Annotated in this window: 18 protein-coding genes; 8 read left to right on the top strand and 10 right to left on the bottom strand. The window is 58.2% G+C overall.

Annotated elements, in window-relative coordinates; genetic code table 11:
* Window positions 1-5 precede the first annotated feature (5 nt).
* The 3 genes from AC0JZ1_RS11840 to AC0JZ1_RS11830 form a co-directional block, all read right to left on the bottom strand.
* A complete protein-coding gene (locus AC0JZ1_RS11840; protein WP_471882557.1) occupies window positions 6-647 on the bottom strand; it encodes an outer membrane protein in 642 nt (213 codons plus the stop codon).
* Between the two features lie 418 nt (window positions 648-1065).
* Complete coding sequence (locus tag AC0JZ1_RS11835) at window positions 1066-1713, bottom strand: outer membrane protein (RefSeq protein WP_471882556.1); 648 nt, start codon at window positions 1711-1713, stop codon at window positions 1066-1068.
* A gap of 236 nt (window positions 1714-1949) precedes the next feature.
* Window positions 1950-2588: an outer membrane beta-barrel protein gene (locus tag AC0JZ1_RS11830; RefSeq protein ID WP_471882555.1), complete on the bottom strand. Its 639-nt coding sequence runs from the start codon at window positions 2586-2588 to the stop codon at window positions 1950-1952.
* A gap of 232 nt (window positions 2589-2820) precedes the next feature.
* Here AC0JZ1_RS11830 and AC0JZ1_RS11825 point away from each other — a divergent pair, with 232 nt between their 5' ends.
* Window positions 2821-4308, top strand: coding sequence for a protein adenylyltransferase SelO (locus AC0JZ1_RS11825; RefSeq protein WP_471882554.1), 1488 nt, complete (start codon window positions 2821-2823; stop codon window positions 4306-4308).
* Window positions 4309-4332: 24 nt separating this feature from the next.
* Here the strand turns inward: AC0JZ1_RS11825 and AC0JZ1_RS11820 are convergent, their stop codons facing one another.
* The 6 genes from AC0JZ1_RS11820 to AC0JZ1_RS11795 all read right to left on the bottom strand — a co-directional run bounded on the left by AC0JZ1_RS11820 (window position 4333) and on the right by AC0JZ1_RS11795 (window position 10121).
* Window positions 4333-4785, bottom strand: a complete 453-nt coding sequence (locus AC0JZ1_RS11820; protein WP_471882553.1) for a DUF2442 domain-containing protein — start codon at window positions 4783-4785, stop codon at window positions 4333-4335.
* The gene (locus AC0JZ1_RS11815; RefSeq protein ID WP_471882552.1) at window positions 4733-4981 is read right to left on the bottom strand and encodes a DUF4160 domain-containing protein; all 249 of its coding nucleotides are present in this window, start codon (window positions 4979-4981) and stop codon (window positions 4733-4735) included. Before AC0JZ1_RS11815 ends, AC0JZ1_RS11820 begins: the two co-directional genes overlap by 53 nt.
* A gap of 167 nt (window positions 4982-5148) precedes the next feature.
* Entirely contained in the window at window positions 5149-6297 is a 1149-nt protein-coding gene (locus AC0JZ1_RS11810) for a catalase family protein (protein WP_471882551.1), read from the bottom strand.
* A complete protein-coding gene (locus tag AC0JZ1_RS11805) occupies window positions 6294-8552 on the bottom strand; it encodes a xanthine dehydrogenase family protein molybdopterin-binding subunit (RefSeq protein ID WP_471882550.1) in 2259 nt (752 codons plus the stop codon). Before AC0JZ1_RS11805 ends, AC0JZ1_RS11810 begins: the two co-directional genes overlap by 4 nt.
* A gap of 19 nt (window positions 8553-8571) precedes the next feature.
* Window positions 8572-9588 carry an FAD binding domain-containing protein gene (locus AC0JZ1_RS11800; RefSeq protein WP_471882549.1) on the bottom strand — a complete coding sequence of 339 codons (1017 nt, stop codon included), beginning with the start codon at window positions 9586-9588 and terminating at the stop codon, window positions 8572-8574.
* Complete coding sequence (locus AC0JZ1_RS11795; protein ID WP_471882548.1) at window positions 9585-10121, bottom strand: (2Fe-2S)-binding protein; 537 nt, start codon at window positions 10119-10121, stop codon at window positions 9585-9587. The genes AC0JZ1_RS11800 and AC0JZ1_RS11795 overlap by 4 nt, the downstream gene beginning before the upstream one ends.
* Before the next feature lie 150 nt (window positions 10122-10271).
* Here AC0JZ1_RS11795 and AC0JZ1_RS11790 point away from each other — a divergent pair, with 150 nt between their 5' ends.
* The 4 genes from AC0JZ1_RS11790 (at window position 10272) to AC0JZ1_RS11775 (ending at window position 12973) form a co-directional block, all read left to right on the top strand.
* Window positions 10272-10532 (top strand): CopG family ribbon-helix-helix protein, encoded by a 261-nt coding sequence (locus tag AC0JZ1_RS11790; RefSeq protein ID WP_471882547.1) that lies wholly within the window; start codon window positions 10272-10274, stop codon window positions 10530-10532.
* Window positions 10529-10837: a type II toxin-antitoxin system RelE/ParE family toxin gene (locus AC0JZ1_RS11785; protein WP_471882546.1), complete on the top strand. Its 309-nt coding sequence runs from the start codon at window positions 10529-10531 to the stop codon at window positions 10835-10837. Before AC0JZ1_RS11790 ends, AC0JZ1_RS11785 begins: the two co-directional genes overlap by 4 nt.
* A gap of 215 nt (window positions 10838-11052) precedes the next feature.
* Window positions 11053-11613 carry a hypothetical protein gene (locus tag AC0JZ1_RS11780; protein ID WP_471882545.1) on the top strand — a complete coding sequence of 187 codons (561 nt, stop codon included), beginning with the start codon at window positions 11053-11055 and terminating at the stop codon, window positions 11611-11613.
* Between the two features lie 58 nt (window positions 11614-11671).
* Window positions 11672-12973: a DNA-packaging protein gene (locus AC0JZ1_RS11775; protein ID WP_471883430.1), complete on the top strand. Its 1302-nt coding sequence runs from the start codon at window positions 11672-11674 to the stop codon at window positions 12971-12973.
* Between the two features lie 526 nt (window positions 12974-13499).
* Here AC0JZ1_RS11775 and AC0JZ1_RS11770 read toward each other — a convergent pair.
* Window positions 13500-13634, bottom strand: a complete 135-nt coding sequence (locus AC0JZ1_RS11770) for a hypothetical protein (protein WP_471882544.1) — start codon at window positions 13632-13634, stop codon at window positions 13500-13502.
* Between the two features lie 218 nt (window positions 13635-13852).
* Here AC0JZ1_RS11770 and AC0JZ1_RS11765 point away from each other — a divergent pair, with 218 nt between their 5' ends.
* The 3 genes from AC0JZ1_RS11765 to AC0JZ1_RS11755 all read left to right on the top strand — a co-directional run bounded on the left by AC0JZ1_RS11765 (window position 13853) and on the right by AC0JZ1_RS11755 (window position 16104).
* Entirely contained in the window at window positions 13853-14500 is a 648-nt protein-coding gene (locus AC0JZ1_RS11765; protein WP_471882543.1) for a hypothetical protein, read from the top strand.
* An 18-nt stretch (window positions 14501-14518) separates the two neighbouring features.
* The gene (locus AC0JZ1_RS11760; RefSeq protein ID WP_471882542.1) at window positions 14519-15694 is read left to right on the top strand and encodes a phage portal protein; all 1176 of its coding nucleotides are present in this window, start codon (window positions 14519-14521) and stop codon (window positions 15692-15694) included.
* A gap of 83 nt (window positions 15695-15777) precedes the next feature.
* Window positions 15778-16104 (top strand): DUF6107 family protein, encoded by a 327-nt coding sequence (locus tag AC0JZ1_RS11755; RefSeq protein WP_471882541.1) that lies wholly within the window; start codon window positions 15778-15780, stop codon window positions 16102-16104.
* The last annotated feature ends 32 nt before the right edge of the window (window positions 16105-16136 follow it).

Genomic DNA, 16136 nt, shown 5'->3' with positions numbered 1-16136 from the left:
CGTGATCAGAACTTGACGCCAACGCCGACATTGACGACGTGCTGCTTCAGCTTGACGTCCACATCTTCCAGCGATGCTTTGCCGTAGTCGTTATAGCGATACTCGACGCGGCCGAAGAGGTTGTTCGTGAAGGCATAATCGACGCCAGCGCCAACCGTCCAGCCATTGGCTGTATCTGTTGCTTTTACGAATTCGTCCTCGGCCTTCACGCGCGTGGCGGTCCAGCCGCCAGCGCCGTAGACCAACAGATTGTCGATGGCATAGCCAGCGCGGACACGGGCAGATCCGGAAATGCCCGTCTGAGCGTGGAATCCGCCGTCATCAAAGCTGCGCTTGTTCCAGTCGTGGTTCACATCGCCTTCGAGACCCAGGATGACGTTGTTGCCAAGTCCGAAGTTGTAACCGACGAAACCGCCAAGGCGTGCGCCATTGAAGGTCTGCGTGCCGATATCTTCAAACAACTCGCCAGAAGCCTTCGTCCAGCCATAGCCTGCAAGGCCACCGAGGTAAACGCCATCCCACTGGAAGGGCGCAGCTGTTTCCTGTGCGGCAGGGGCTTCCGGAATCTGGCTGACGGCATCAGCGGAGAAGGCTGTCGTTGCGCTGGTCAGCAGAACTGCAGAAACGAGGGAAAGAAGATATTTCATGTAAGACCATCCATTGGTTGCAATGGGTTTGGCCTAACCTGACTGAGAGTCAGTGTCTAGATCAGGTTGTGGAGGCTGGTAAACAATTCAAATATCTGAATATTCAGCTTATTTGATAAATAATTCGAACCAATGACATAGACCTGTTGCCTACATGCAACAGTTGTTTACTGTCGAATTTCCTGCCCTGGCGTGCAAAATACAACCTGGATCGATGGGGCAATTCTCTACCAGGAAGAGTGCGAATCCTCTCATGCACAGCGGGCATCCGGTAGAAAACCGAACACCCGCCTGCGGATTTATCCAAGCATGTTGCGCAAAACTGTGCTGCGGTTTTGCGATGACGACATGCGAAAAACAAGAAGTTAAAGCGCGTTGCATGAGGCTGATAAGCCGCAACGCGCTTTAAAGTGTGTGATCAGAACTTGACGCCAACGCCGACATTGACGACGTGCTGGTCGAAGCCAATTTTGCCGCCATCGAAGTTCTTGTCGCCGTAATCGTTGTAGCGATATTCGGCTCGGGCGAAGATGTGATCGGTAACGGCGTAATCCACGCCAGCGCCGATGGTCCAGCCATTGAATGTTTCGGAAATCTTCAGGCCAGCCGCTTCGATATTGCCGTTGGTGCTGGTCCAGCCGCCCGCTGCGTAAACGAGAGCGCGATCGAAGCCATAGCCGACGCGGCCACGGACGGAGCCGACGAGGCCGGTGCCGAGATCAACATTCGTTCCAAGGACGGAATAGGTGTTCTTGTTCCAGTCATAGCCCAGATCACCTTCCACACCAGCCACGAAGCCGCCGGATACGACCCAGTTATAGCCGATGAAGCCGCCAAGGCGACCACCATCGAAATTGTCCTTGGCGCTGAGGCCCAGTGCGTCTGCCTTGCCGTCAGCCCAGCCATAGCCGCCGAACACACCGGCGTAAGGACCAGCCCAGGTAAAGGCAGTGGCTGTTTCTGCGGCAGCAGGCGCTTCCGGAACCTGCGTCACGGCATCAGCAGCAAAGAGGGTGGTGGAAGAGGCGAGGAAAAGCGTAGCACCAAGCGCAAGTGAAAACTTCATAATATAATCCCTAGAGTTGCTATATTGTATGCGTACATCTCTGGGTAGTTTATGTCTGTAGTAAAAATGTGACAGGCTATTAGTTTCGATATTGATTATATTAAGATTTACTTCGGGCTAACTCATGCGACCGGGTTTGATTGAAATAAATGTTCGCCCCTAAAAGTATATTATCCGTAAAAAAGGCTCGGAAGCGGTTGCTTCCGAGCCTTTTTCGAATGTTATGGACTTGGTGATCAGAACTTCACAGCCAGGCCAACATTGACAACGTGCTGATCGAAGCTGGAGTCGATGCCGCCGATGTTCTTGCTGCCGTAATCGTTGTAGCGATATTCCAGACGGCCAAACATGTTGTCGGTGAATGCGTAATCAACACCAGCGCCAAGCGTCCAACCGTTGAGGGTTTCGCTCTGGTCTACGCCATTACCCTTGATGTAGCCGTTGGTGGCCGTCCAGCCGCCTGCTGCGTAGAGCAGCGTGCGATCCCAGGCGTAACCAACGCGACCGCGAACAGAGCCACCCCAATCGGTGCCGACATCGGTGCCAGCATAGGTGTTTTCGTTCCAGTCGTAGTTTACGTCACCTTCGAGACCGACAACGAAGCCGCTGGACATGGCCCAGTTGTAGCCAACGAAGGCGCCGAGGCGGCCGCCGTCGAAGTTGTCGCTGGCTGTTGCGCCCGGAACGCTGCCTTCGCCATCGCCCCAGCCATAACCACCGAGAATACCGACATAGCCGCCTGTCCAGCTGAAGGCCGGGGCAGCGGTTTCAACAGCCATGGGGGCTTCCGGAATCTGTTCCACGGCATCGGCTGCCAATGCTGCGGAGGAGCCGGAGAAAGCCACTGCGGCGGCGAGAAGAAGAACCTTTTTCATGGATGCACTCCCTTTTTTATTCCTTGATGTTGATGGAGGTAGTGCGCTTGCTGGGAAAGGCTGTAGCGGAAATGCAACATCCAGTCGGATCTGACGATTTTTTTGCGGTAAGCCGAATTGAAACCCCCATAGGTTTGTCTTGTTTTTCGCCTTGTGATCTACCGTGAAGCGCCCCATTTGCATGGAACATGGCGCGAGAAAGTCACCTGAAACCAGCCGATCAAGCAGGAGCATGTCTTTGTTTCATTTCGATAATTCCTATGTGCGCTTGCCGGATCGCTTCTCCCAGTCCGTCTACCCGGAACCGGTGAGTGGGCCAGTGCTGATCAAGTTCAATGAGGCGCTTGCAAAAAAATTGAAATTGGATCTTGATCCATCCGATTCGCTGCGCCTTGCCGCAATTTTTTCCGGCAATGTCTTGCCCCCAGGCGCAGAACCGCTAGCCATGGCCTATGCTGGTCATCAGTTCGGCAATTTCGTTCCGCAACTGGGTGATGGCCGCGCCATTCTCCTAGGTGAAGTGGTGGATGCCGATGGCGTGCGGCGGGATATCCAGCTCAAAGGTGCCGGGCCAACACCTTTTTCCCGAAGAGGAGATGGGCGCGCCGCACTTGGGCCGGTGCTGCGGGAATACCTCATCTCCGAGGCATTTGCCGCACTTGGAATTCCTGCCACGAGGGCGCTCGCTGCTGTCTTGACCGGCGATCCTGTCTATCGTGAACAGGCAGTTCCCGGTGCCGTGTTCACCCGCGTGGCGGCAAGCCATGTTCGGGTTGGCACGTTCCAATACTTCGCCGCAAGGGAAGATCATGAGGCGATCCGCACCTTGGCGGATTACGTTATTGACCGCCACTATGCCGAGTTGAAGGGCGGGGAAGACGTCTACTCTGCTCTGCTTCAAGCGGTGGCTGAACGGCAGGCCAAGCTGATTGCCCGCTGGCTTGGCTTGGGCTTCATCCATGGTGTGATGAATACCGATAATATGACAATCTCTGGCGAAAGCATCGATTTCGGCCCCTGTGCCTTCCTGGATGAATATGAGCCGATGAAAGTGTTTTCCTCCATTGATCAGCAGGGACGCTATGCCTATCGAAACCAGCCAGGCATTGGCCAATGGAATATTGCCCGGCTGGCGGAGTGCCTGTTGCCGCTGCTCGATGAGGATCAGGAAAAGGCCGTCGAGAAGGCCAACACTGTTCTGAAAGCCTTTGGCGAGATTTTTCAAAGGGAATGGATTGCGGTTTTCCGCGCCAAGATCGGCCTTTCCACGCAAGAGGCTGGTGATGCTGAGCTGGTGCAGGATTTGCTGACGGCCATGCAGGAAGGTCGCGCGGATTTTACGCTAACTTTCCGCCGACTGAGCGATCTTGCGGGCGCGCAAGAAGGGCAGGCGGCGCTGGATGCGGAGGCGCGTTTTCTGGAAGGTTTCGTGCCCTGGGAAAAGGCCGAAAGCTGGCTTCCCCACTGGCGGGCACGCCTTGCGCAAGAGCCTGAAACGGGAGACGCGGCGGGCCTGATGCGTTCCGTCAACCCAGCCATCATTGCGCGCAATCACCGCATCGAACAGGTCATTCGTGCCGCCATGGATGGGGATCTGAAACCCTTCCACCGGCTGCTGGAAGCGCTTGCCGATCCTTATGCGGACCACGCGGACTACGACGAATATCGGGAAGCGCCGCTGGATGAGCAGAAGGTGAAAATGACCTTCTGCGGGACGTGAGGGAAAGGGTTATCGCGCGCGATTTTAAGCGGATGCCGCCTTTCGCGGGCGGCCTCCCTTCTTCCCGTTCATACGGGCAGAGGCGGCTTTCGCAGCGCTCGTTGTGCTGCCGCCAACAGCGCCGAGTTGCGATGCCATCCATTTGCGGGAACCGAACACGCCTTGCAGCAGGGCGGGCAGGTAGAGATCCACATCGAGATCCGGCCAATGCAAGCCTAGCCCCGGCGGCTCCACAACAACATTGGCAATTTTTGTTGGATCGGCATCCGACAAGTCTTGCAGTTGTTCTATGGGAAAGCCGACATAGGAGCCTGATGCAAGGGTAACGCGCAGAGCATTATTTTCCTTGTCGTAGGCAGCAGCAATAGCGCGAGGCCCTCGCAAGGTTTCAGCGCCGCGCAGATTTGCGGCATGGATCTCTGCCTCAGAAGGCCCCGTGTATTCTGGTCCATTCATCACAGGCTGTCTTGCGCGCATCGTTTAGGCTCCTTGCAATACTGGCCAATTCCCGGGCTTTAAAGCCCATGTTTTCCCGCAAGGTCGGCGGTCCATCCGGGCAATTCATGATGAAGATTGCTTGGCAGCCATTCCCCAAGACGTGAACATGTGCCGGGCGATGATCATTCAGATAAATGACCACCCGCAACCCGTTGAAGGTGAAAACGGTAGGCATAAAATATCAAAACCCAAGCGCTTAGGAAAGGAAAAAATTCAAAATCGATCTGGCTCAATCTATGCTCTCTCCATGCGCGGATAAATTGAAAAATTGCCTCCCTTTAATCTTTGATGATTTGAAGTAGAAGCTGAGCATCGGTATGCCCAGCCTCTGCTCAAGCCGCGTTACGGAAACACACGGGCCTGCGTCTCTTCCACGACGCTGACAGGCGCGTGGTGGAAGGGGCAGGTGCGGGGCTCGGTGACGGGCGTCTGGTTGCGCTCGGACCGGAAGGCCGCAGATCGCTCATAGGCTTGCTTGCGCATGCGCATGATCTGGCCGAGTGGCTGATGGTCCGCGATCCCGTTCCAGGGCGAGAATTTCATGCCGTCATCGACCGTTTCCGAACGCTCTTGCGACCAGCTTTCCTGCGGTCGAGATGTCACCGTGGCGACCGTGATGTAGGGGCTTTTCTCCTCATCCCACAGCGCCATCGGATCTTCGATCGGCATTTCCGAAACATCGGTACAAAGCTGTACCTGCAAATGCCAGACGGCGGTTTCGCTTTCGAAAAACTCGGCGATCAGGTGGCGATGAACATCCTCATCGCCGTTGACGCTGATCGTCTTGTCCACCAGTGCCTTCAGGTTTTCAGAGGCAGGCACGAGGCCAAGCTTGGCGATATATTGGCCGAAGCGTACCGGCACCTGAGTATAGACGCTTTCTCCCAGCATATGCGTCATGGGTTGGCCGCCCATGACCTTCACTGGCGTCAACTCCTTGCCCATGGCCTCTGCCACGCTTTCCACGCCGCGCAGAAGTTTGGAAAACATTTTCTTTGCACCCTCTGCTCGGTCGGTCGTCGCGGCCAGCAGTTTCAGGTTGCTGAGGAAAGCCTTTCCGCTTGGGGAATTGAAGACCTTGCCATTGACCATGACGAAGTCCTGGCTTGTGGAATGTTCCGAACCAGGCAGGCGCTCCCCCTCCACATTCATGATTTTCAAGGACATGCCACGCGGTGCCGACACGCTATCATGCAGCAGGTCGCCGGGCGTGGTGGACAGGCGAAGGACGGCCTCGTAGGTGCCGGGTTGAGCGAAAATGCCCTGCGCAAGCTCTGGCGGCAGATTGTCGAGAATTTCCACTTCGGCTTCCAACAGCGCATGGCTCTTGGCATGGACGCAGCGGATGGCATGGGCGCTATCGGCATAGGTCTTGTAGGCGATGGAGAGCATGGTCTCCGTCAGGGCTTCCGCCACCTGAGGCTCGTCCGGGTCGATCTGCTCAAGAGAAGGATCGAAGCGCTGAAGACGGGATGGAATGGTGCCGTTCATTCTGCGGCCTCCTTGGCATAGGATACTTTATCGATGGTCATCGGCAGGTGGCGCACCCGATTGCCGGTGGCGTGATAGATGGCATTGGCGACGGCTGCAGCCATGCCGACAATGCCGATTTCGCCAAGGCCCTTGACGCCGAGCGGGCTTGTCTTGTCATCGTGTTCTTCCACGAAAATGACCTCGATATCCTGCACATCAGCGTGCGACGGCACATGATATTCCGCCAGATTGTGGTTCATGATGCGGCCGATGCGGTGATCGAACATGCCTTCTTCATAGAGGGCCATGCCAAGCCCCATGACAACGCCGCCGAGGATCTGGCTGCGGGCAGTCTTGGGGTTGAGAATGCGACCGGCCGCGACGGCCACGACGATGCGCTCGACGCGGATGACGCCCAACTCCTCGTCCACCCGCACTTCCACGAAATTGGCCGAATGGGTGTAGCTGGAGAAGGTTTTCTGGGTTGCCTGATCCGGCGCCGCCTTGCCTTCCTCTTCCACGAAGGAGAGACCGGCATGGGCAAAGATATCCTCAATCGAGACACCGACCTGATCGTTGACATCCAGCACGAGGCGGCCGTCGCGGATGGCGGTCTGCTCGACGCTCGCATCGGCAAGCGGTGAGTTTTCCATATCCTGCGCATGTTTCAATAGGGTTGCGCGAACGGCCATGGTTGCGGCCTGAACCGCAGCGCCGGAGGACGCGGCAGTCCACGACCCACCTTCGACCGTGGTGGTGGGCAGCGATGAATCGCCAATATCCACCAGAACGTCATCTGCCGTGACGCCGAAGCCTTCCGCGCCGATCTGCGCGAGGATTGTATAGGTGCCGGTGCCGATATCGGAGGCGGCGGCGGAAATGACGACGCTCATATCCGCATTCAGCCGTGCCTTGGCGCTGGCATTGGTAACCTGTGCTTCCCAGATGCCGGTAGAGACGCCGTAGCCAACAAGATCCTGCCCATCGCGCATGGAGCGTGGCGCATGGTTGCGGGCATCCCAGCCAAAGGCTTCCGAACCCTGGCGATAGCAGCCGTGCAGGGCCTTGGAAGTGAACTGCTTATCCTCGTTCTGGTCCATATGCACGAAGTTGCGAATGCGCATCTCCAGCGGATCGATACCGACCTTGTAAGACAGTTCATCAATGGCAGATTCCAGCGCAAATGCGCCGGTTGCTGCACCGGGAGCGCGCATATCGCCGGGGGTGGAGACATTCATGGCCGCAAGCTCGTAAGTGAGCTTTACGTTCTCACACTTGTAGGCAAGCCCCGACCAATTGACGACAACCTCCTGATAATCCTCATAACGCGACGTGGCTTCTACCGCATGGTGCAGGATGGCGCTGAGGTGGCCATTTTGATCTGCTGCCATGGAAACGCGCTGGATGGTGGAGGGACGCCAGGTGAGATAGAACATTTCCCGGCGGCTCAGTTCCAGCTTCACGGAGCGCTGCAAATCCAGCGCCGCCATGACCGAGAGGAAGAGCTGGTGCTTGGGTCGAAGGCCGGAACCAAAGGCGCCGCCGACATAGCGGTTGAAGACGCGCACTTTTTCCTTTGGCAGTTCAAACACGCCGCAGACGTAACCCTGGCTGTTCTGCGAGCCTTGGGTCTTATCGTGAATGGTGAGCGAGCCATCCTCTTCCCAGATGACCGTGGAGGCGAACAGTTCCATAGGGTTATGGTGTTCGCCTTCCAGCACATATTCAGCGGAAATCTTGAACGGGGACGCCTCGAACGCTGCTTGCGCATCGCCGCGTGGCGGTGGCGGCGGGGCGATGCCGCTGCGCTTTTCCTTCGGCTCATAGGAATTGCGTTCTTCCGCCAGAATGTCGGTTGCGTGCGCATCCTCAGTATAGGTCACGCGAATGAGGGCTGCGGCATCACGCGCGGCTTCAAAGCTTTCTGCCACCACAAGGGCAACGGGCTGTCCATCAAACAGGATGCGATTGTTTTGCAACGGCCGGAAGGGGTGGCCGGGAAGGGCAACATCATCCTTCCAAGCGCTATCCCACCAGGCGGCGCGAGGGCGGTTTTCATGGGTATAGATCTTGACGACGCCCGGATAATTGGCGGCATCGGCAAGATCGATGCTTTCAATTCTGCCGCTGGAAATGGTTGCGACATGAACGAAACCGTGCAGCATATCTACCGGATGATGTTCCGCCGCATAGGGCGCACGACCTGTGACTTTGAGCGGGCCGTCAACGCGGGAAATCGGAAGGCCGATCACGCGGGATGTACTATCTGGCATGGTATTCCTCCTTCCCTGATCAAGAAATACGCTTTTCAGCCTGAACCTGCGGACGGCCTTCAGCCGCCTGACGCAGAGCCCGGACGATGGCGCGGTGTGCCATGGGGATTTTGAAATCGTTATGGCCCTGGCCCTTGGCACCAGCGAGGAGCCGGTTTGCCATGGCCTCGAAGGTTTCTGGCGTGGCAGGCTGACCCGTCAGTTCCGCTTCTGCCAAAGGATCGCGCCAGGGCTTATGGGCAACGCCGCCGAGTGCGACGCGGGCATCGAGGATCTTGCCATCTTCGATATCGAGCGCTGCCGCGACCGAGACCAGCGCAAAGGCGTATGACAGTCGGTCGCGGATTTTCAGATAGCTGTGGTGCCGGTTGAAGCGGCTCGCATCCACGCGAATGCCGGTAACGATTTCGCCCTGTTGCAGGGTATTATCCCGCTCCGGGTGGTCGCCGGGCAGGCGATGGAATTCGAGGAAGGGAATATCGCGATCGCCTTCCGGCCCGGTGACTTCCACCATGGCATCGAGGGCGGCAAGGGCGACGCACATATCCGAGGGGTGGGTGGCGATGCACTGATCGCTGGCGCCGAGAATGGCATGGATGCGGTTGACGCCACCGATAGCCGAGCAGCCGCTGCCGGGTTGGCGCTTGTTGCAGGGGGTGGACGGATCGTAGAAATAATAGCAGCGCGTGCGCTGAAGCAGATTGCCGCCGCTGGTGGCGGCATTGCGAAGCTGCGCGGAAGCACCCGCCAGAATGGCAGAGGACAGAAGCGGCAACTGCTCCTGAATGTGCGGATCATAGGCCACCTGGGCATTGGTGGTGAGCGCGCCGATGCACAGAGCGCCGCTTTCCAACACCTTGATTTCCTTCAACGGAAGATCGTTGATATCGATGACCGCCGTTGGATGGGTGACATCGTATTTCATCAGATCGACAAGATTGGTGCCGCCCGCCAGAACCTGGGCACTGGGCTGGGCGAGAAGGGCGGTAACTGCGTCCGCGACGGCAGAGGGGCGAATATAATCGAACGGTCTCATTCTGCGGCCTCCTTCCACACTTTGGCGGCATCAGCCCCCATGACCTGCTCAATGGCATCGGCAATGTTGGTATAGGCCCCGCAGCGACAGAGATTGCCGCTCATCAATTCGCGGATTTCCTCGCGCGTGTGGACATGCCCTTCCATGAGCATGCCCACGGCGGAACAGATTTGCCCCGGCGTGCAATAGCCGCACTGATAGGCATCATGCTCCACGAAAGCCTTCTGCATGGGATGCATATTTTCCGGCGTGCCGAGGCCCTCAATTGTCGTGATTTCCGCATTCTGGACGCTGACGGCGAGCTTCAGGCAGGAGTTCATGCGAACACCGTCGACCAGCACGGTGCAGGCGCCGCACTGGCCATGATCGCAGCCCTTTTTCGTGCCGTTCAGGTGCAGATGATCGCGCAACAAATCCAGCAGCGTGACAAAGGGTGGCAGGTCGAACTCATGCGCTTTTCCATTGATCGTAAGCTTGATCGGAACGCTAACGGACCGGGGGGATGGCGGAATGCGCCCGGATTCATGCTGCATCGGAAAATCCTCGTGTGCCGGGGGTGTCGACAAAATTGGTTCCGGGCACAACGAGGGTTTGCGTGGTTTGTTCCGAGGCTCAAATGGGTGAGGCTGGATTGCGCGATGTCTTACATTGTCTTACAATGCCTTGCATCCAAGGAGGCTCGTATGCACAAGACGCACAGCAGCGACTCTGTAACATTAAGAGTACCAGCCGAAATTCTGGCCCAAGTAGAAGCCATTGCCGAGGCGACAGACCGCTCGCGCAGCTACATTATCGTGCGGGCACTACGGACTTATCTGATGAATGAAGGCGGTGACATACTGTCTGCGGTGAAAGGAAAGCAGCAGATCGACGCGGGCGAGACCGAAGATCTGGATGCTGTCATTGCTGACATGGACCGCATAATTGCTGGTAAGGTAGCGTGATTAAAGTTCGTCTGTCAAAAGCGGCAGCGAATTACATCAGAAGCGAAGCGGATTATCTGCGTCAACGCAGTCCCGTTGCTGCTCACAACTTTGCCTCTGCCATCAAAGACGCACAGCAGATGCTGCAAGCCTTTCCGAAAGCGGGCAAACGCGGTTATGGCTTGCAGTTGAAAGACAGTTTGACGCTGGTGGTAGGTGACTATCTACTCGATTACCTGTTTGACGGACAACATGTTGATATCATTCTTATACGCCATGGCCGAATGATGACTGCGGTGCCGGATGTCGACGAGGATCAAGAATAAATAGGAAAATAGTCCTTGACGGCGTCACGGTGGTTTGGTAGGGTTTAGGCATAGTCGAAGAAGTGTGACTGGCGGGGATGACCTTCTGGTGCATCGGATGCCTTGAATATGCGGCCTCTGGTTCAGGAATGGACCGGGGGCCGTTTTTGTTTGGGGATCAAGGAATATTTGCCTATCCTCGTGTTGAACGGGTTCTGGTTAAAGGCGGATTGCGAATGGATGACTGGCCGGATTTGGACCTTGCGTTGTTTGGCGGCGCGGGAGCGGAGGAGCCTGTGCTTGAGCCACGGGCGAAGCGCGAGGCGGACCGGGTTCTGCTTGAGCTGAAAAGCGCCGATGTGGCCGCGAATGCAGAGGCTCAGCACCAGCTTCTGGCCGAGATGATGCGCGAGATGCGGGCGCAGTTCATCGCTTTTCGGGATCTTCGCACCAAGGCGGCGGCGCTTTGCGAAGAGGGTGACGAGGCGGCGCAAAAGCTTGCCCGTGCCGATTTGAAGGCGGCGACGGATGCCATGAGCCTGATTGTGCGCACGCTTGAAAAAGTGGACAGCCTGCAAAGGCAGCTTTTGCGCGACCGGGAGATGGAGGAGGAGCGGCAGGCAAACGAGAGCGGCTACCCGGAGGCAGTGCATGAGGTGGAACGGCTTATCGAGGCCCGCGCACAGGAGCTTTTCGAGCACTGGAAGCGCGATTTCAGCGCTGGTACAGGCGGATGCCGTGCGGCTGGGGCCGATCCGCCTGAGCCCGGAGATGGAGACGCTGCTGGCGGAGCATGAGCGGGACATGGCTGAAGTTGGCCGCATAAGGGATGCCGCGCGCGGTTTGCTCGATAAGATGACGGCGGATGCTTCCACCGTGGAGGCCAGTACTTCCAAGGTGAGCAGTGAGGTTCAAGCGGAAGGATGGCAGGCGCATAGTCACCGTATTCGCCAGCTTTGGGCGCTGACGGGGCGGCTGGAGCAGAAGCCGCCGCCGGGTGACTGGCGCACCTGGCTGGTGATGGGCGGTCGCGGCTCTGGCAAGACGCGGGCCGGGGCCGAATGGGTTCATGCCTTGGCGGGGGCGGGGCGCAAAAGCGAGCTTCGCATTGCGCTGGTGGCGGAAACGCTGGGCGATGCCCGCGAAGTGATGATCGACGGCGCATCCGGCATTTGCCGGGTGGCGCGGCAGAACCGGCCGGATTTCGAGCCATCGCGGCGCAGGCTGGTGTGGCCGAATGGGGCGATTGCGCAAATCTTTTCCTCCGAAGACCCGGAAAGTCTTCGTGGACCGCAATTTCATTTTGCCTGGTGCGATGAGCTGGCGAAGTGGAAATATGCCGAAGAGACCTTCGACATGCTGCAATTCGGTCTGCGGTTGGGGGATGACCCCCGCCAATTGGTGACGACGACACCGAGGCCGGTGCCGATCCTGAAACGGTTGATGACGGATGAGGGAACGAGGCTGGTGCGGATTTCGACGCGGGATAATGCGGCAAACCTTTCGCCGAGTTTCGTGAAGGGGCTGGAGGCGCGCTATGGCGGCAGTCGTCTGGGACGTCAGGAGCTGGAAGGCGAACTGATCGAGGACCGGGCCGATGCCCTGTGGAAGCGGGCCGACCTCGACGCGCTTCGCATTCGCTTTGCGGGCTCTCTCCGGCGGGTTGTGGTGGCTGTCGATCCACCTTCCGGGGCGGGAGAGAATTCCTGCTGCGGCATTGTGGTGGCGGGCGTTGAGCCGACGGGCAGGGCGGTGGTTCTGGCCGATTGTTCCGCCCAAGGCTTAAGCCCCGCGGGATGGGCGCAGGAGGTGGTGAAGGCCTATCGTCGCTTTTCCGCCGACCGGGTGGTAGCGGAGGTAAACCAGGGTGGCGAGATGGTGGCGGCGATGCTGCGTAGCATCGACGAGACCTTGCCGCTGACGCAGGTGCGGGCAACGCGGGGCAAGTTTCTGCGGGCCGAGCCGGTGGCCGCGCTTTATGAGCAGGGCCGCGTGGCGCATTCGGGCAGGTTTACAGCACTTGAGGACCAGATGTGTGACTTCGGGCCGGATGGGCTTTCCGGCGGGCGGTCTCCCGACCGGCTGGATGCGCTGGTCTGGGCGCTGACGGCGCTGATGCTGGGAGAGCAAAGCGAGCCGCGGGTGCGCGGTTTGTGAGCGAAAGAGTTGCCGGGATGCGTAAGGATTGCTGTATTGAAGCTGGAGTGGAGACAGGGCGCTAACCCCGCCTCCTTTTCTCTTGGGTGAAGAATTGAACCTGCACATCAGCCTGCCAGCCTGTGCGGGTTTTTCTTATTCTAAGAGTGATGCTAAATGGCAGAAACCACATTAAAGCCTGTCGCGATCTTTCAGATTCGCTCATTAGGCTTTAAGTTCTTGTTTTTGCGCGTGTCTTTATCGCAAAACCGCTACACACTTTTGCGAGACACGCTCTAGCTCACCTCCAGTTGATGACGAGGCCTTCGCCTTGGCTTGGGTGACCTATTCTCCCAAGTGCGCATGGCAGTGCGCGTCTGCTTTCGTCATCAAATCCCAGCGTTTTTATTGGTCATCAAAAAAGAAGCCGCTGCCCCCGGGCGAGGGGCAGCGGCTTGGACTGGAGACATTTATATTCAGAGTACTGGCAAACTCAGATCACCTGTAACCGGCTTCAAAGGACGCGATGAAGCCGGGGCAGGAGATATCAGCGCTTGATGGGGCTGGCTGCGCTTTCGCGCATCTGACGCCATTCAGACTCAAGACGATCAACCAAATGCTGCGGAATAGGCTGCTTAGGCGCCGTGGCAGCGGTCGGGACAGAGGCTGGCTGCTGCATCATCATGATCTCCTTTGAAACAAAATGCCGGGCAGATAACTGCCTTGCTGAGCTTTGGTTCCATACAGTTATCGGAAAGTAAATAGGATGCTAACCACCTAAACCGATTAGCATTTTTCAAATCGATTGAAACATTTGCACAATATTGCGCTGCTAAGGTTCTGCCCACAGGTCCTTCTGTGCGGCAGCCTTGGCGCGTGCTGATTATCCGGGAGATTCGCATGAAGGTTGAGCGCAAGCGCTATTTCGATCAGGTCCGCGCACGGCTTTATGAGGGGCGGATGACGCAAGGCCAAGTAGACGGTCACAACGCGCTTCTAGCCAAATGGGAAGCAGATTATGCCACGCATGATCCGCGCTTTCTGGCCTATTGTCTGGCCACGGCCTATCACGAAACCGGCCGGCGAATGCAGCCGGTGGAAGAAAACCTGAATTACTCTGCCGAGGGGCTGGTGAAGAACTTTCATCGCTACTTCCTGCCTGCCGATGCGGAACGCTTTGCCGGACAGCCGGAGCGGATTGCCAACCGCATTTATGCCCACCGCATGGGCAATGGCGGGGCGGCCACAGGCGATGGCTGGCGGTTTCGCGGGCGGGGCCTCGTGCAGATTACGGGGCGCGACAATTACCGCACCTATCGGCTGGAAGATGCGCCGGAAAAGGCGCTGGAGCCGGAGACGGCGGTGCGCATTCTCTTCGATGGGATGATTGCCGGACGCTTTACCGGCTATGCGCTCAATGACTTCTTCAACGCCACCAAAAGCGACTGGGTAAATGCGCGGCGCGTGGTGAACGGCTTGAACCGCGCCGAAGAGATCGGTCTTTTCGGCGTTATCTTCGCGACGGCCATCGGGCTTAGCCTGGGCTGAATTTTCAGGATCATCACGATGAGATTTCCCAAATGGCCGTGGGGGACTGCGGGCAAAAGCGAAGCCGTGCCTGAGCGTAAGGCAGCCGGGGCGTTTTCCAGCGCTGGCTTTTCACTTCTGGCGGGAGAGGGAGGTGTGCAGTGGACGGGCCGCTCCTATACCTCTCTTTCCCGCGCCGGGCTGATGCGCAACTCCGTGGCCTACCGCGCCATTCGCATGGTGGCAGAGGCGGCGGCCTGCGTGCCGTGGCTGGCCTATGACGGCGACCGCGAGATGGCGGAGCACTCGGCACTTGCGCTTTTGGCACGGCCCAATGCGCGGCAGGTGGGGGCGGATTTTCTCGAAAGCCTGTTCGGGCATTTGCTGCTTTCCGGCAATGCCTATGTTGAGGCGGTGAGGATTGGCGGAGTGCTGCGGGAGTTGCACCTCTTGCGACCCGACCGGGTGAGCGTAGTGGTGGGGGCGGACGGTTGGCCGATTGCCTATGACTACCGGGTGAATGGCGATGCAAGGCGGCGGATCGCGGCGCATGGGCAGGACGGAGCGGGGCTTTTGCATTTGCGGCTGTTCCACCCGCTGGACGATCATGGCGGCTTCTCGCCGCTTGCCGCAGCCGGGGCGGCGCTGGACCTGCACAATGCTGCTGGCCAATGGAACAAGGCGCTGCTGGACAATTCGGCGAGACCTTCCGGTGCGCTGGTCTATCAACCCAAGGAGGGCGGCAACCTTTCTCCCGATGCCTATGACCGGCTGAAGGCGGAACTGGAGGCGGGCTATCAGGGGGCGGTGAATGCGGGGCGTCCGCTGCTTCTGGAGGGCGGGCTGGACTGGAAGGCCATGGGGCTTTCGCCCAAGGACATGGACTTCATGGAAGCGCGAAACGGTGCCGCGCGCGACATTGCGCTGGCCCTGGGCGTGCCGCCCATGCTGATGGGCATTCCCGGTGACAACACCTATGCCAATTATCAGGAGGCGAACCGCGCCTTCTTTCGCCTGACCGTGGTGCCGCTTCTGGCGCGTACGGCGCAGAACTTTTCCGCATGGTTCTCAGATCTTTATGGCGAAAGCCTGAGACTGGAACCAGACCTTGACCAGGTGGCAGGACTTTCCGCCGAGCGCGACGCACTGTGGAGCCGGATCGGTTCTGCAAGCTTCCTGACCGACGAGGAAAAGCGGCAGGCCGTGGGTTACTGAATCAGTTTCTGAAGAGGCTGAATCAGGCTGTGAGCGGTGGGGCTCAAGCGGTTGATTTCAAACATTCAAATGAGGTGAGCACGATGGCCGATCTTGGTCAGGATGGCGGCTTGTTTGCCGCACGGGTGGTGGGGGCGACGGCAGGTGCCTGGGTCTCGCTGGTTTATCTTTTGCCCGACACGTGGAAGGAGGCGGTGAGCCGCTTCCTGACCGGGGCTTGCTGCGGCGTGATGTTTGGTGCGCCAGCGGGCATTTGGTTTTCCGAAAAACTGGGGCTGGCGGGGGAGCTGACCGCCATGGAGACAGCCCTTTCCGGTTCTGCTGCAGCAAGCCTCACCGCCTGGTGGGTGCTGGGGGCCTTGGTGCGCGTGGTGGGCCGCTACGGTGCAAGCCCTGAGAGCCGCGGATAAAGGCCTGAACTTTTCAAACAAGCGGGAGATTT

Source organism: Affinirhizobium capsici (assembly GCF_977018625.1).
The sequence above is the reverse complement of the archived record's forward strand: the minus strand, read 5'-3'. Positions and strand labels throughout refer to the sequence as shown.

Excerpts from the sequence above, each read along its gene's own strand:
- AC0JZ1_RS11810 (WP_471882551.1), bottom strand. The coding sequence starts at position 6,297 with ATGAACGGCACCATTCCATCCCGTCTTCAGCGCTTCGATCCTTCTCTT.
- AC0JZ1_RS11765 (WP_471882543.1), top strand. The coding sequence starts at position 13,853 with ATGAAGGTTGAGCGCAAGCGCTATTTCGATCAGGTCCGCGCACGGCTT.
- AC0JZ1_RS11820 (WP_471882553.1), bottom strand. The coding sequence starts at position 4,785 with ATGCGCGCAAGACAGCCTGTGATGAATGGACCAGAATACACGGGGCCT.
- AC0JZ1_RS11805 (WP_471882550.1), bottom strand. The coding sequence starts at position 8,552 with ATGCCAGATAGTACATCCCGCGTGATCGGCCTTCCGATTTCCCGCGTT.
- AC0JZ1_RS11795 (WP_471882548.1), bottom strand. The coding sequence starts at position 10,121 with ATGCAGCATGAATCCGGGCGCATTCCGCCATCCCCCCGGTCCGTTAGC.
- AC0JZ1_RS11840 (WP_471882557.1), bottom strand. The coding sequence starts at position 647 with ATGAAATATCTTCTTTCCCTCGTTTCTGCAGTTCTGCTGACCAGCGCA.
- AC0JZ1_RS11815 (WP_471882552.1), bottom strand. The coding sequence starts at position 4,981 with ATGCCTACCGTTTTCACCTTCAACGGGTTGCGGGTGGTCATTTATCTG.
- AC0JZ1_RS11790 (WP_471882547.1), top strand. The coding sequence starts at position 10,272 with ATGCACAAGACGCACAGCAGCGACTCTGTAACATTAAGAGTACCAGCC.
- AC0JZ1_RS11760 (WP_471882542.1), top strand. The coding sequence starts at position 14,519 with ATGAGATTTCCCAAATGGCCGTGGGGGACTGCGGGCAAAAGCGAAGCC.
- AC0JZ1_RS11780 (WP_471882545.1), top strand. The coding sequence starts at position 11,053 with ATGGATGACTGGCCGGATTTGGACCTTGCGTTGTTTGGCGGCGCGGGA.
- AC0JZ1_RS11775 (WP_471883430.1), top strand. The coding sequence starts at position 11,672 with ATGACGGCGGATGCTTCCACCGTGGAGGCCAGTACTTCCAAGGTGAGC.
- AC0JZ1_RS11825 (WP_471882554.1), top strand. The coding sequence starts at position 2,821 with ATGTCTTTGTTTCATTTCGATAATTCCTATGTGCGCTTGCCGGATCGC.
- AC0JZ1_RS11770 (WP_471882544.1), bottom strand. The coding sequence starts at position 13,634 with ATGATGCAGCAGCCAGCCTCTGTCCCGACCGCTGCCACGGCGCCTAAG.
- AC0JZ1_RS11835 (WP_471882556.1), bottom strand. The coding sequence starts at position 1,713 with ATGAAGTTTTCACTTGCGCTTGGTGCTACGCTTTTCCTCGCCTCTTCC.
- AC0JZ1_RS11830 (WP_471882555.1), bottom strand. The coding sequence starts at position 2,588 with ATGAAAAAGGTTCTTCTTCTCGCCGCCGCAGTGGCTTTCTCCGGCTCC.
- AC0JZ1_RS11800 (WP_471882549.1), bottom strand. The coding sequence starts at position 9,588 with ATGAGACCGTTCGATTATATTCGCCCCTCTGCCGTCGCGGACGCAGTT.
- AC0JZ1_RS11755 (WP_471882541.1), top strand. The coding sequence starts at position 15,778 with ATGGCCGATCTTGGTCAGGATGGCGGCTTGTTTGCCGCACGGGTGGTG.